This is a genomic window from Bradyrhizobium sp. LHD-71 (genome assembly GCF_031157255.1).
Classification (GTDB): Bacteria; Pseudomonadota; Alphaproteobacteria; order Rhizobiales; family Xanthobacteraceae; genus P52-10.
The window spans coordinates 300,330-315,256 of sequence record NZ_JAVIFX010000003.1 but is presented as its reverse complement, the minus strand read 5'-3'; the positions used below and the strand labels follow the sequence as shown (position 1 = coordinate 315,256).

Below are 14,927 nucleotides of genomic sequence, written 5' to 3'. Positions count from 1 at the left end.
CAGGGAGCGAATGTTCGATGTATCCAGGCATCCACGCGAAGGCGCGCGCCGATCAACCGGCCATTATCATGGCGCAGACCGGCGAAACGGTCAGCTACGCCGAGCTTGAAGCACGCACCAACCGGCTTGCGCATCTGCTCCGCAATCGCGGCCTTCGCCGGCTCGATCACTTCGCCATCTTCATGGAGAACAACGCCCGCTACGTCGAATGCTGCGGGGCAGGCGAACGCGCGGGCCTCTACTTCACCTGCATCAACTCCTACCTGACCGCGGCCGAAGTCGCCTACATCGTCAACAACAGCGAATCCAGGATCCTGATGGTCTCGCAGGACAGCCGGGCGACCGCGCTCGAGGCGATTGAGCTGTGCCCGAAGGTCGAGGCCGTGCTGGTCGTCAACGGACCGGGCGACGGCAAACGCATTCTCAACCTCGACGAGGCCACCTCCGACCTTCCCGCGACGCCGATTGCCGATGAAAGCCTGGGCACAGCGATGCTGTATTCGTCCGGCACGACCGGCCGGCCGAAGGGCATCCTGCGACCACTGCCGGAACAACCGCCGTCGCAGCAGCTGCCGCTGTTCGATTTCTTGCAGAAACTCTGGCGCTATAGCGAAGGGCTCGTCTACCTCTCGCCCGCCCCGCTCTATCACTCCGCGCCCCAGGCCGCGGTCAATCTGGTGATCCGCTGCGGCGGCACCGCCATCATCATGGAGCGTTTCGATCCGGAGCAGTATCTGCGGCTGGTCGAGAAATACCGGCCAACGCACAGCCAGCTTGTGCCGACAATGTTCTCGCGCATGCTCAAGCTGCCTGAGGAGGCACGCAAACGTTACGACGTTTCCTCACTGGAGGTGGCAATCCACGCCGCGGCGCCCTGCCCGGTCCAGGTGAAGGAGCAGATGATCGACTGGTGGGGGCCGATCATTCATGAGTATTACGGCGCCACCGAGGGGCTGGGGTTCGCGACCTGCGATACGGGTGAGTGGCTGACGCACAGAGGCACCGTCGGCAAGGTTCTGCTCGGCGAGTTGCATGTGCTGGACGAGGAGATGCAGGCATGCGCCAAAGGAACGCCGGGCACGCTGTGGTTCAAGACCGCTACGGCTTTTCAGTATTTCAACGATCCGGCGAAGACCGCCGAGGCCCGCTCGCCGGACGGCTCCTTGAGCACCGTCGGCGACGTCGGCTACGTCGACGATGATGGCTTTCTCTATCTGACCGATCGCGCGACCTTCATGATCATTTCCGGCGGCGTGAACATCTACCCGCAGGAATGTGAAAACCTCCTGATCACCCATCCGAAGGTTGCGGACGCGGCCGTCTTCGGCGTCCCGAACGAGGATCTGGGCGAAGAGGTCAAGGGCGTCGTGCAAGTCATGCCCGGCATCGCCGCCGACGCCGACCTCGCCGACGAGCTGATCGCTTTTTGCAGAGCCAATCTGTCACACATCAAGTGTCCCCGGTCGATCGACTTCGAGGCCGAACTGCCGCGCCTGCCGACCGGCAAGCTTTACAAGCGCCTGCTCCGCGACCGCTATTGGGGTGACCGGAAAACCAAAATCGTCTGACGGAGCGTCCGGCAGTCCCAGCGAGGACGATCAGCCCAGAATAGCCTCACCGAAGAGAGCTCGTGCATAGTCGCGAAGCGCTGTCATGCTTCGCGGGTTGGCGTCCTCCATTCGCCCCGGGTACCAGCTTCCGGGTATGGCTCGATATTCACCTCGGAAACGGTTGTCCTGTGGATCATAAAGATAGCTTCCGCCGAGCTGAGGATCTTTACCCGGCGGCCCCCAAACGTTGCGATCGTTAAGCGCCGTGAGCGGGAAGCGCCCAGTATTGTCCTGATCGACCGATTGCGCCTGGTCAACAAGATTGCGCACTTTCTCGGGATCCATGCGATTGAGCCGCTGCATCAGCTGTTCCGGCGTGACGCCAAACTGTCTGGCGGTCGCCGCAAGTGCGGGCCCGGCGCTGCCACCATCAATCTTGCTGTAGTCGGAGAGCGCCTCGGCGATTTCGGGCCGATAACCGGCCGCTTCAAGAAACTCGCGGCTCGGCTCTTCGAACCGTTCCTTGTCTTTCACATCGTTATAGAGATAGAGGCCAACGGCGGATGCAAGGACCAAACCTGCGCCCACCGGACCGCCCCATTTCGCGAGCCATCCACCGCTCGAGGCAACTGAACCGGCGGCCATCATAAAGCCGCCACCGGCACTTGCGGTATAGATGCCTGCCGCACCCCAGTCGCCGCGGGCGGCCGCGTCGATGGCGAATGCGCCATCGACCAATCCGCCGCCGATCTTGAAGTACGTGCTGAACTTGACCCAACCCGGCTCGAGCGCAAGTCCGGTGCGGTTTGCCCTCGCGAGGATGGACATCGAGAGGCGCTCAGTGCCCGGGATCGCACCCGGTCCGAGCCAGCCGCGCTGGGCGCTGACAGCAAGGAGTTCGGCCGCTTCCTTGCCCGTGCCGATCGAATAATAGACCGCCTTGGTCAGATCGAGCAGACGACCGGGATCTTGCGCGAACTTGTCCCAGGCCAGGGCCGCCTGGTAGCCGTTGAAGGCAGCCCCGAGTCCGTTCATGCTTCCAAGGAACACGGATGCCTTCTTCGGATCGAGCTTGACCTCCTGGCCCGTTCCGAAAATATCGCGGACGGTGTTCGATGCTGTCGCTCCTGCCGACGGAATGCCCGCGCTCGTACCGGCACCAAGATCAACCATGGCGGCCGACGACGACGGCTGCGAGGTCATCAATGCGTTGCCAAGCTCCTTGACGAAACCTCTGGTGCTACCGACCGACGAATTTGGCGAGGCCAACGGCAACAGCGTCCCCGCCTCCTGGCCAAGCACGATGCGCAGCACCTCGTTGCTGCCCCTGTCGCTCAGCCCCATCGCAAACTGGGTTTCCTTGCTGGCGACGAACCCGTCACGGGTCTGCGTCAGCCGTTCTGTCGTGGGCAACCCCTGCAGCCGCGGCAACGCGGAGTTCAGCGCCATGCTCGTGCGCACCGCTGCATAACCCAGCGCATCGATTGCACTGTAGGTCCGATCGAAGTTGGGCAGAAGGTCCGGCCTGTTGGCCACGTATTCGACCGTCGCGCGATCCAGTTGTTCTGGAGACATTATGCCCGACCAATCAGCACGCAGGCGGCTCACGTCCGCGGTCGCATCGCCGAAGGCCCTGACGCCGTCCTCAATCCTGCCCTGCAGGACTTCAACGCCGACCCGTGTGGCGCTGAGCAGACTGTCGGCCTCGCTCGTCCGATCGGCGTCCTTGAGCTGCGTCGCCATCTCCAGCGCAAGTGTCGCGCCGGCACCGCCGCTCACCGACTGCATCACGGCTTCCTGATAGGCAGGCAACGGATAGGCCGGGCTGTCCTGGACGTGCGGTTGGAATTTCTCACTTGGAAGATGCCGCAGCATCGTTGCGGCCACCTGGCCTGCCACCTGGACGCCATCGTTTCCGCGAGCGGCGTAGTCCGTTGCCGTAGCGATATTGCCGTAAACGCCCGCGACGTCCTGATACTCAATCGGGCCGCCTTCCGTGAGGCTCTGCTTCATGTCGCCGGCGATTCTGTCGATCGTCGGCAGAGTTGCCGCGACAATCCGTTCCGCTGTCTCCGGCGAGACGTTTTCGGTCTGCTGGCGCAGCGTCTCGGCCGCCGCCTGTGCACCATCTGTCTGGTAAGCATTGCGCACAGCGTCGACGCCGGGCTGCACGGTCTTATTATAGGTCGCCTGGTCAACGATCTCCTTGAATGCCGCGTCGTCCGGACCGTGCTCTTGGATCAGGGTAGCACGCGCGCCGATCGCCATTTCACGCTGCTGCGCCGGTACCTGGCCGGCAACACCATCAAGTTGTCGCTCGATCTCCTCGCGCAGGGCGGTTCGTTGCGCTTCCAGATGCGATTCGAGGCCCGCTAGACGGGCTTGCGCTTGCGGACCAGCGACGCGCGCCGCATCGACGTCGCGCTGCGCCTGTTCAACCGAACCATATTTTTCGACGACACTGCCAAGCGTATCGCGCGTCCATCCCTGCTTGCGCCAATCGCCGGTCACGTTGCGGTAGGCCGCGTCGATCGTATCCCTGACCTTGGGATCATCGGGAAAAGTCCGCCTCAGTTCGTCGAGCTGTGGACGGACAGCTTCCTCGGGATATGGCTGGCCGGTGCCGAGCAGGCGGAGATGCCCTTCGACTTCCCTGCGGACGTTAGTCCACGCAGCGCTGGAGGCGCTTTGCGCTTCCGCAAGCGCGCGCTGGCCGGACGTCGCATCAGTGTCATGCGCGGTAGCTTCCAGGGATGCGAGCGAGCGATCGGCCGTCCGCGCATCACCGACCAGGCCGCTCAGTTCGGCCTGCGTCGTCCCCCCTTGCCGCCATTCGGCGTCGACCGCGGCGCGCGCTCTCTCGACCGTTTCCTGATACTTCGGATCGTCAGGAACGCGGCCGCGTATTTCGTCGAGCGCAGGACGAGCGGCGAGGTCGGGAAGCGCCGCATTGCGCCCGGCCTCCCGCAATTCGTTCTCCACGGAACGCTGAATGTCGCCCCAGCGCTGCGCGACCTCGCCGCGGGCGCCATCCAGTTCGATGCTCGCAAGCTCGCGCGCGGCTGGCGTGGAGTTGGAGGCGCGCGCCATCTGTTCCAGCGAAACGACGTTTTCTTCTGCGCGATGCGCACCGGCAACCTGCTCGCGCGCGCTTACGACGCGCGGATCGGCATTCGGTACGAACGCCACATCGCCGGGCCTGATGCGATCGGGATCGCGAAACTGCCCGTTAGCGTTCAGAACATCGGAAAACGGCGCGCGATATTCTTGCGCTATGCCGTGAAGAGTGTCGCCGGGTCTAACCTCGTGCGGAACCTCATTGCCGCGAACCGGCTGCGGATTTCCATCTGCTCGGCTCCGCGCGTGCTGCGCTTTCTGCAGGGCGGCATCGAATTCTGGATCCGCCTGGGCTGCGGGCGACGGGTGGTTATCCTGAGCCCCGCCCGCTTGCATCTGGTTGTTATTGGCCGCTGCTGTCCTGCCCTCGTCAGCAGCTCGCTCGGCAGACGCTGGACGCTTTTCGGTGGCGCCCTTCACGGCCGCACTTGTGCCAGACATCGCCTTTTGCTCCGCACTCCACTCTAATGAAGTCTTGAATGCCACAGCCTCGCTGCAGACCCGTCCCGGGCCGTGCGCGCGATTCGCGCCGAGCTCGCAATCACGGCGAGGCACGATGTCGCGCGATCGAGCTGATTTCTAACCAATAAAGCTGATGACAAGCTGACGCTGAGAGCGTCGTCAATGCGGCGCCGAGACCGAGCGCGCGATCAGTTCGAACTCCGCTCGCCTGGCGTCGAATGTCTGCTTCTCGCCCACGCAGATGGTGGTCGTTCGCCCCTTTGGCGTCTCGAGCAGCATGAAGAGCGTCCGAACCTCTTGCGCCCGCGCCGGCAGGCCGGGGCGCGGCTTCAAGTCTCCGACCATTGCCACGCCGCCGATTCCGTTGACGTTGAAACGATCGGTCGCGGACACGTCATAGTTGATGGAGACCGTCGCCCGGGCGAGGTCGAGCCAACGCGGTCCTTCGACGATGTCGTTGATCTCGTTCTGCTTGAGTTCGGTGTTCTGCGGAAGCGGCGTGAATGCGACCTGGCACCCCGTATCGCGATCGGACGGCTTCTTGACCTCGAACCGCACGACAAAGGTCGGCGTCGGTCCGAGCGTGCGGGCGACATAACCTTCGGGAGGATCGACCGCGAGCCCCGTGATCTGGTCGCGCAACGGTTGAGCCGTGGCCGGCGCGATCAACGTCAGCGCAAGGCACGCATGGATCGAATGCTTGAACACCGTCATGTTTTCCCCGCGGCCGACGCATCCTGAAACGGCCTTGGCCCTGACGGTATCGACCGTCAGGGCCAACCACTCTACATTCACTCTGGCGGAATTAAGCCATCTGCGGCATTTCCTGCTGTCCACCCGCACCGCCGAGCAGGCGGCCGAGCATCGATACCACTGTCGTCAGCGCGTCCTTTTCGTTCTGCGGCAGGTTGAGCCGCTCGATCAGCGACGAAAGCGTGCTCATGATCTGCTGGAACGGATCGCTACCGTCCTGCTGTTCAGCGGAGGTGGCCTCGGCGGGGCCGGCCTCTCCTCCTCCGTTGGCGCCATGGGCTCCTTCCTCATGGGCCGCCGCCGTGGGCAGCGGCTGCGGCGATTGGCCACCGGCGCCGCCGGCACCGTTCATCACACGGCCGAGCAGCGACACGACCGTCTTCAGCGCGTCTTTCTCCTGCGGAGACAGGTTCAACCCATCGATCACGCCGTTGAGGTTCTGCAGAACCTGCTCGTCGGTGCTACCCCCGTTGGGGCCGCCGGTCCCGGCGTACTTGTCGATGTTCTTGATCTTCTTGCCGGTGATTTCGGTGCCGTCCGGCAGGACGAGGTCATCGATCTCGCCGTTCTTCGTCTTCATCACCGTGCCGTCTTCGTACTGCTGATCCAGCGCCTGGCCCTGCCCGGACTTCAGCTCCGTCTTCAGGTCGCCGCGGAAGCCGGTCATTTCAGCAGCCTGGTCACCGCGGGTAATGGCAACCTTTTCGATCCAGGTCTTCTTTTCACCATTCGTCGGATCGACCGTGATCTTGGTGCCGTCGGGCAGTTCGAACGTCGCCGGCTTGCTGTAGAAATCGGTCTTGTCACCGTCGCCGGTGTGGATGTGGGGATCACCCCAGACCTTGAACTTCTTGCCGGTCTCCTTGTCGGTGACTTCGATCCGGCCTCCCTGCGCATTGCTGGCGGTGATGCAGTAGCGGCCGGTGTCGACCGTGTTGCCATTGACCTTGAAGTCTTCACCCGACGCGCTGGCCGACGATCCACCCGACGATGGTCCACCGGAGCTTGAAGTCCCGGTCGGCTCAGCCCCGCCGTTGCAGCCGCAGTCGCCGCCTGTCTGAGGTTTGCCGCCACCCAGGGCATCGTCGCTGGCGAGGTTGCGGACGAGACCGGAGAAGGTCTCGAGCGCCGAACCCTGCGCATTCGGATCCTGGCCGGCCGACACGAAGTTGAGGGCTCCCGTGATCAACCGAACGCGCTCGCCGTCGCTCCATTGGTCACCGGACTGGCCTGCACTCTGCAGGATCGTCGAGAAGATCGACTCCAGGTTCTGCTGTTCATTCTGCTGAACGCCACCTGCCGCAATTTCGTTGAGGCGATCGGCATTGCCCATCATACGCTGCGCGACGTCTGAGATCATTTGCTTGCTCCTTCGCATCCCATGATTGCCGGTCGCAACACGACCGAACTCGGTTCACGTCCCGATCCCGCCGCGATGCCCGTGAGCTCGGTGCAGATTCGAGTCAATTGATCGATGAGCCTGTAGCATGCGGCACATTCCACTCAGCACGCCGGCTCATGGTTCTACGATAGGGATGCAAGCTTTCGAGAAACTGACGGCGACGCAGACTTTCCGGCCGTGGCATCGCAACGATTAAGGACATCATGCGCGCTTTTGCAGCGGCGACCTTCCACTCTCGAGATCGAGTGGTCGTCACGTGCCGATCATGACCGAGACAAGTCCGCCTTCAGCATGGATACGCGGGGAATCCGGCGCATCTCAACGCGCACGGGCGCGCGCAGCCGACGCCTCCAGGCGTGCGGCAAGATCAGCGTCATAAGCGAAAGCGACGGAGAACTCGCCGTCCGGCGTCAATCGAAACGTCGCCCGATTCCATGGCTCGTGCGAATCCGACTTCATGATCGTCTGCAGCTTCTTGATGGCCTTTGCGACCGCGTAGTCGAGACGATCGACATCCAGCTCGGCAACGCCTCGCTCGGCGGGATCCCGCGTGATGTCGCCTGTAAATCCCGTCGACGTCTTCCAGACCTCGGCCTGTAACCGTATTTCCGTCCACGGCTCATCGACCGCAGCCGCGAGCGCATTCGCAACGAGATCGTAGATCTCCTCGACGGTGTTCAACTCAGCCATCGCACCTGCTCCCGTCGACGTTGTGCAACCTACTCGTTCTCGAAGAAGCGCACATGCTTCTTGCCATCGATCCAGAATGTCACCCGGAAGGCCACCGGCCGCCTTGAGTCACCGTCGAATTCGGCCCGGATCTGCGCATCTACCCTCTTGTCCTGCTGGAGCGCGGACCTCCACTCCTGCTCCATATTATACCAGTCGCCGCCACTCCCGTTCAAATCATCCGCCATTGGATGATAATTGATCTGTTCGCCGGGACCGTCGAACATCGCGGCAAAAAGATGCCCGCCCTCGTCGCCCTCGATGGCATCCTTGATGCCGCCGACCTTGGCCGCCTTCCCCTGCTGATAAGTGTTGCGGTCGTGGGTTTGCAGGTGGACGCGGCCTCGCGCCTCCACCACCCGGCCGGCGTCGTCGGTGCCATATGTATAGCGTCCGACGACATACTCGGTGTTAGGCTGCAACTCGCCGTTCAACGCCTGGTTCCAGCCACCGGCCTTGTCACCCGGTTCGAGCACGATGCGATCGCGCTCAGCTCCCTGGCGCGTGTTGCGCGCTTCGATCACCGCGCGACTCGGGTCGCGCACCATCGAACTCACATCGTTTGCCAGCTGATCCAGGTGCTGCTGGTCGAGTGCGTTCGCACGGCCGATGTCGGCCCGACGCTCAGCGGTGATGCCGGGGTCGGTCAATTCGCGCGAACGTACTTCCATTCGCTCACGGATCTTGCTGATGTCGATCCGCGCCGCCCAGCCGACCGTCCCGGCCGGGGGCTCACCGTGCTCGGTAAAGAAGGCGCGGAGCTGTCCCTCGAGCGTGAGACTTCGCTGGATGTTCTGGGCTGTCGCGACATGCAGATCGATGTCGGTTGCCGTCGCTTGCGGACCATGACGGATGCCGCGAACCGCGCCCGTCGTCGGATCGTAGTCGATCTGAACCGCATTCCCGCGGAGCGAACTGTCAGGCGTAACCTGCGGCGCGAAGTTGCGCAGCAGCCCGTCGCGCACGGCGATGGGATTGAACATGTCACCCGGACGCAGCCCGCCGGTGCGCATGGCAGCACCGGTGCCGGCAGCCCAGAAACCCATGGACAAGAGCGATTGTGCGCGCTGCTCGCCGGACATTTCATTCCAGTGGCGCGACAGGCCTATGCTCTCGTTGGCGATGGCCGCGGTGTCGACAATTGCGGCCCCGGCCTGCACGTAGCCGTGAACCGATGCTTCGATCGGCGCGATGGCTCGACCGGCACGTCCCAGCTGGGCCAGCCGGGCAGCACTGCCGAATGCACCGATCGACAGCGCGTTCGCCCCAACGTTCAACCAGAGTCCGCGCGCCGTCTCATCGCTGAAAGGATCGATCGATTGACCGTGATCAGCGCGGTCAGCAAGCTCGCTGCCGCTGCGATATGCGCCCCATGCACCTGCACCAACCGCCACCGCCCCGGCGCCGACCACAATCGGTGTTGCGAGACCTCCCGTGCCGATGATCAGCACCCCGCCGGCGACGATGCCGCCGACCAGCGCAGCCTTGTCGACAACCTGGCTGAACTGCTCGCCGAACGTATCGACAGTTTTCGGCGTATTGCCGTGCTCGAGCGCGATGCTCCCCTCTGGACGGGTGCTCAGATGTCCAGCCGATGGATAGGTCATCGATCCCGGCGGAAGCTGGTTGTTCTTCCGCCAGTCGCCGAAGTCGTCGTAGGCGCGCCCGATATTGTCGACAAAGCGCTCACGTCCGTCCGCGCCCGTCACGCGAAAGAGTGGCAACTGAACCGGTCCTGTCTCAGCGCTCGAATAGGTGACCGGCAGTACCGTCACCCGTGCGGCGCCACCGCCGGCAACTGTGCGAATCTGATCGACGACGGCGCGAACCGGCGCCGCATGTTCGCCCTGCGCATACAGCGAAAGCTCGCCACGCGAGATGCCCGCCTGCGCTTGCTCAAAACTGGCGCCGGGCGGGAGTACCGGCGGCAGGCCCATGGCGTAGCCGATGGTGTTATCGAGATCGGTTCCCTGCAAGAGTTGCGGCGCGTCGCCACGCCCGGAAAAAAGACGCTGTGCGGATGCCTGCGCTTGCGGTTCGACGATCGCACGGTTGGTCCAGGGGTCTTCCGTCTGCCGCAGCGTATCGGCGGTGATCGCCGAATTCATGCGGATGGTCGCAAGTGCATTCACACGCGCCGCGATCGGCGCCTTGTCGGCGGCCTGCGAGCCCAACAGTTCTCGTCCTTGTCTGGTTTCGAGAATGCCGGTCAGCCGCTCAGCCTCGGCATGCTGCTGTGCCGAGTCTTCGGGATGCCATTCGCGTGCAAGCGCATGCGCCATCGCGCCGCGCAGTGCCGGGACACTGCCGTAGTCGATCGCCGATGTTGTCGCGAACGCATTCTGCACGAAAGCGCTCGCGGCTTCCGAATGGGCTCCCTGATTGATCGCCGACAACGCGCGCTCGCGCATCGACGCGGTCATCCGCCCAGCGATTCCTACCGACGCATCGGTCGAGAGCGCGCGCGCGAATGCGGCCGTATCCTCAGGCCTCAGCCCTGTCAGCATCTTCCGCAGCGGCTCCAAGTTCGCGGCTGCGCTCCCCACCGGGCCCGAGACGGCGGTGACGGCGGCAACGGCGTAGGACGTAGCCGTCATCCGGCGCTGCCGCTGATCGCTGGATGCCGTCGCCTCGATCGCAGGCGCGCGTGCAAGCTCCGCCGCTTCCAGCGCGGTGCGCTCGGCGACGAAGGCGCGCAACTCGGGCGCATCGTCCAGCGACCGGACGAGACGCGCGGCACCGCCCGGTCCCTCACCCTCGCCCGCCGTCCAGCGATCGAGCACGCCATCCATCAGCAACTGCTGCTGTGGCCGATCGAGCGCTCCAAGCTCGGACTGGCCGCGCAACGCCCCGATGGCCTTCTCCGCGGTCGACGTCTGGCCGATGCCGAGAAAACCTCCGCTCGGGTCGGACTGCCGCTCGACCCACTCGGCAATCTGTTGTCGGCGCTGCGGCGCGACGTCCTGCGCTGCCGGCGTGAGGTGTTCGGCATTATCGTTGGCGCGTCGGAGCGAGACCTCACGCGACGTGGTCGGTTTCGACTCGTTCGAGGCAAGTCGCGCCGCATCAAGAGCGCCCTGGAATGCTGCGCCTCGCGCTTCCGCTCGATCGACGTTACCTGGTGTGTCACGCCGATCGGCTGAGACGGCGCTGGCTCGCGGCGACATGTGGCCTCCGTTCGTATGCGGAGTGTCGGTAGCTCGCCGCGGCCGGCTCGGTGATCGTCACGCAATGATCAGCGACCGCGGCAGTCGCCTGGAGGCTAGCGCGCAAATCTGATGTGAAGCTGACGTTGCGGTTCGGGCGAACTATCGAACGTTCGTGCTGCCCAACGTCTTCGAAAGCGCGAGATTGTTGCGTGCGGCGCGGTTGTCCGGTGCAACCGCAAGCGCGCGACCATAATACTCCTGCGCCTCCTGATGCCGGCCGATTGCATCCGACGCGATTCCGGCACCGTTAAGCGCTTTAACGTTCTGCGGATGCTGTTCGAGAATGGCGCCGAACGCGGCAAGGGCCTCTGTATGCTGCTGTCGTGCGAGCATGATCTGCGCGAGGCCGACTTGGGCGTCGGTGTTGCCGGGAGCGACCGCAAGCGCCTCGCGAAACGCAGCATCCGCTCCGTCGAGGTTGCCGTCGCGGATCAACGCCCGCCCGAGATCGATCTTGGGTTGCGTTGCAGACGGCTGGCGTTCCGCAATCCGACGATAGATATTTGCCGCGTTCAACGCGTTGCCGTTGCTTTCGGCGGCTTGCGCCAACCGCGTAAGCGCCGCAGTGTCGAGATCGGCGCTTGTGGTCGGAGGATCGGATGATCCAACCACGGTATCGAGTTGCACTCCTGCGCAGGCGCTGACGCCAAGGGCAAGAAGCGGTGCTGTGAGCGCACGCAGCCACTTCAACGCCGCGTACGATCCCGACGGCTGCGGACTCTGACTCAACACACACCTCACGGCTATCCAGCCGTGCGGTCAGCCGACGGCTGGTACGACACTTTGCGGAAACGATCCGGTCCTCGGAGCTGAATCGGAGCCGAAGCTGCCGGCAAGCCCGATCGTACCGACCGGCTGAATGGTAAAGTCGCTTGCCAACTCTTGATACGAAAGAACCGGAATGTCCAGACCGTTGCGGACCAGAAATCCGCGCACGAAGCGACGAACATCCATCGACGTCAAGATCACCGGCCGATCACGATCGGAAACCGTCGTCTTGTCGATGCGGCGAACCCTTTCCAATAGCCCTTCCGATACCTTGTCCTCCAGAACCAGATAGGGACCCACCGCGGTATCGCGGACCGCGCTGCGGATGATGTCCTCTGCGGCCCGCTCGATCATGTAGGCTGGCACAATCCTGTGAGCATTTGCGTATTTGTGACAGATTTGTCGCTTCAGCGCGGCGCGCACATACTCGGTCAAGAGTACGACATTCGGCTCCTTTTCACCCCATTCGGCGAGCGCTTCGAGAACGAGACGCGGATTGCGGACGGAAACTCCCTCATCGACCAGACGCCGCAGCACATCAGCCACCTTCTGCACCGGCGTGGTACGCGCCACTTCCTTCACAAGATCGCCATATCGGCTCTCCAGTCGCGAGAGCAGCGCTCGCGTTTCCTGAATGCCGATAAACCGGGCCGCATTGCGCGCCAAAACATCTCGCGCGCAGGTGGCAATGATATCCGCAGAGTCGTGATAGCCGATGCCGGCTGCAAGCAACGCCTTCTCGTGTGCAGCATCGATCCAGATCTTTTCGGAAGGCTTGGCGGCATCTGCCTGCGCCGGGATTCCGGCGAGTTCCAAATTCACAGGATCGTCACACAACAGCAGCCGTTGCGGATCGACGTGATCTTCCTCAACCGGGACGCCCTCCACCTCGATGCGAAATCGCGAAACGCCGACAGCGGAATCGAACGCGAGGCCAACGTCCGGAATAAGAATCCCAAGTGCATCGGCCAACTTGGCCCGCGCCTCGTCGAGCTTCACGCGCATCTGCTCAACCGAATGCAGATCGTCTGACAGCAACACGCTGACAAGCGGCACCTCTGCGGGCACCGCCTGACGTACGTCGCGGGCACGCGTCGGCGCGACGCCCGCTTCGGCCTGTTCGTCCCTGTTGTCGTTGCCGACAGCGGCACCGTCCTCGTCAGATCTCGCCCGCGCAACCAAACTCGCAGCGGCGAACGCCAGTGCGAGCACCACGAACACCGCCGTTGGAAAGCCGGGAATCAGCCCCATCGCGAGCAGAACAATTGCAGCAAGTCGCAGCGCGCGCCGATCCGCGGAAAGCTGGCCGGCGATGTCGCGGCCGAGATCCAGTTGCCTGTCGCCAGTGACTCGCGTAACGACGGTGGCCGCTGTGATCGACAGCATCAGGGCGGGAATCTGCGAAATCAGCGCATCGCCGATCGTCAGCAATGTGTATTCGTGAGCGGCTTGCAGGAGCGGCATGCCGCGACTCAAGGTGCCGACGGCGATACCGCCGATCAGGTTCACGGCAATGACGACCAGCCCGGCGATGGCGTCGCCTTTGACGAACTTCATTGCGCCGTCCATCGCGCCGTAGAGCTGGCTTTCCTGCTCGAGACGGCCGCGCCGGCGCCTCGCCTCGACCTGATCGATATCGCCATTTCGCAATTCGGCATCGATCGCCATCTGCTTTCCCGGCAACGCATCGAGAATGAAGCGCGCGCCCACCTCGGCAACTCGCTCCGCACCCTTGGCGATCACGATAAACTGCACCACCGTGATGATGAGAAAGACCACCAGCCCGACCAGGACACTGCCGGCTATGACGAATTCGCCGAATGTCCGGACGATATCGCCTGCATCCGCCTGGACGAGAATCAGGCGGGTTGTGGTGATGGTCAACGCAAGGCGGAAGACCGTCGAGAGCAGGATAATGCCTGGCAGCGTCGAGAACTCGATCGGGCTCCGCACATAAAGCGAGACCATCAAGAGCAGGACCGCAAATCCGAGATTGAAGCCGATCAGCAGATCGACCAGCAGCAGCGGCATCGGAAGGATCATCATCGCGATGGTGAGCACCAGCACCAGCGCGATCATGAGATCCGGGCTGCCGGGAGCCCGTACGACCAGCGACTTCAGTCTCTCCATCATTCGTGCCCTCCATGCGTCCGGACAGCCACAAACCGATCGAACTGCCGGCGTGCGTCGACCATCTGCCCTTGCAGGCGCAACGCCTGGCTGCGCAGTAGCAGCCGCGGCGCTTGCGAGGCCTCGTCGGTATCGAGTACATCCAGACGATCGACAGCTGCGAGCGCAGCTGCACCGTCGTTGTTGGCGAGATGCGCGTAGGCCATCAACCTGACCGCCTCGACATCATCCGGGCGCGCGCGCACGACAAGACGCAGCAACGGCAGCGCGCGGCGGCATTGTCCGCACGCCACGTAGACATAGGCCAGCGCACAGAGCAGATCACGCTGATCCATGCCGATCGCATCCGCTCCATGGGATGACGGATCACCGGCAGGCTCGGGCTTGCGCATCACGTCGCGCATGGCGGGCTAGCCCTCGACCAGGCTGTTGCAGTTCTGGCGCAACTGCGCGAGCCGCTTGAGCTCGCGCCGGACGATCAACACGCCTTCGCGAACAAGTGGATCGTCGCCGCCGCCGGTGAGATCCGACTGCAACTGTTCGAGCAATGTGCGATGACGCTCGGCCTGCAGGACATGCGGATTTTGCAGAGTCGGCATCACGAAAGTCATCAATGCATCGACGAGATTGCGGCCGGCAAAGCCGGAAGCGGTGTCCCGCCGATCGATACGGGCAATGACGGTCTGCGCTTCGTCGAGATGCCTTCTGGTGATGCCGTCAAGGTTCGGCGCAGCGAGCGTGCGTTCGATCGCCGCATCGAGCCGTACGCCAGGTGGCAGACTGGTCAGCTTGGGCATCTTCGCCCTG

The 14,927-nt window shown here is 63.5% G+C and carries 10 protein-coding genes; 1 reads left to right on the top strand and 9 read right to left on the bottom strand.

The window, feature by feature from the left end; all coding sequences use genetic code 11:
* Positions 1–17 precede the first annotated feature (17 nt).
* Positions 18–1,568, top strand: a complete 1,551-nt coding sequence (locus tag RCO31_RS04190; protein ID WP_308966969.1) for an AMP-binding protein — start codon at positions 18–20, stop codon at positions 1,566–1,568.
* A gap of 30 nt (positions 1,569–1,598) precedes the next feature.
* Here RCO31_RS04190 and RCO31_RS04185 read toward each other — a convergent pair whose 3' ends face one another.
* From RCO31_RS04185 to RCO31_RS04145, 9 genes are all read right to left on the bottom strand, one after another.
* Positions 1,599–5,108: a LysM domain-containing protein gene (locus tag RCO31_RS04185; RefSeq protein ID WP_308966968.1), complete on the bottom strand. Its 3,510-nt coding sequence runs from the start codon at positions 5,106–5,108 to the stop codon at positions 1,599–1,601.
* A 180-nt stretch (positions 5,109–5,288) separates the two neighbouring features.
* On the bottom strand, positions 5,289–5,843 hold the full coding sequence (locus RCO31_RS04180; protein ID WP_308966967.1) for a hypothetical protein: 555 nt from the start codon (positions 5,841–5,843) through the stop codon (positions 5,289–5,291).
* Positions 5,844–5,934: 91 nt separating this feature from the next.
* Positions 5,935–7,242, bottom strand: coding sequence for a DUF1521 domain-containing protein (locus tag RCO31_RS04175; RefSeq protein WP_308966966.1), 1,308 nt, complete (start codon positions 7,240–7,242; stop codon positions 5,935–5,937).
* 360 nt (positions 7,243–7,602) lie between these two features.
* Positions 7,603–7,974 (bottom strand): immunity protein YezG family protein, encoded by a 372-nt coding sequence (locus tag RCO31_RS04170; protein ID WP_308966965.1) that lies wholly within the window; start codon positions 7,972–7,974, stop codon positions 7,603–7,605.
* Between the two features lie 29 nt (positions 7,975–8,003).
* A complete protein-coding gene (locus tag RCO31_RS04165; RefSeq protein WP_308966964.1) occupies positions 8,004–11,180 on the bottom strand; it encodes a DUF4781 domain-containing protein in 3,177 nt (1,058 codons plus the stop codon).
* A gap of 141 nt (positions 11,181–11,321) precedes the next feature.
* Positions 11,322–11,951, bottom strand: coding sequence for a tetratricopeptide repeat protein (locus RCO31_RS04160; protein WP_308966963.1), 630 nt, complete (start codon positions 11,949–11,951; stop codon positions 11,322–11,324).
* 30 nt (positions 11,952–11,981) lie between these two features.
* Positions 11,982–14,123 carry a type III secretion system export apparatus subunit SctV gene (gene sctV / locus RCO31_RS04155; protein ID WP_308966962.1) on the bottom strand — a complete coding sequence of 714 codons (2,142 nt, stop codon included), beginning with the start codon at positions 14,121–14,123 and terminating at the stop codon, positions 11,982–11,984.
* Positions 14,120–14,524: a histidine kinase gene (locus tag RCO31_RS04150; RefSeq protein ID WP_308966961.1), complete on the bottom strand. Its 405-nt coding sequence runs from the start codon at positions 14,522–14,524 to the stop codon at positions 14,120–14,122. The genes sctV and RCO31_RS04150 overlap by 4 nt, the downstream gene beginning before the upstream one ends.
* A 6-nt stretch (positions 14,525–14,530) precedes the next feature.
* The gene (locus RCO31_RS04145) at positions 14,531–14,917 is read right to left on the bottom strand and encodes a hypothetical protein (protein WP_308966960.1); all 387 of its coding nucleotides are present in this window, start codon (positions 14,915–14,917) and stop codon (positions 14,531–14,533) included.
* Between the last annotated feature and the right edge of the window lie 10 nt (positions 14,918–14,927).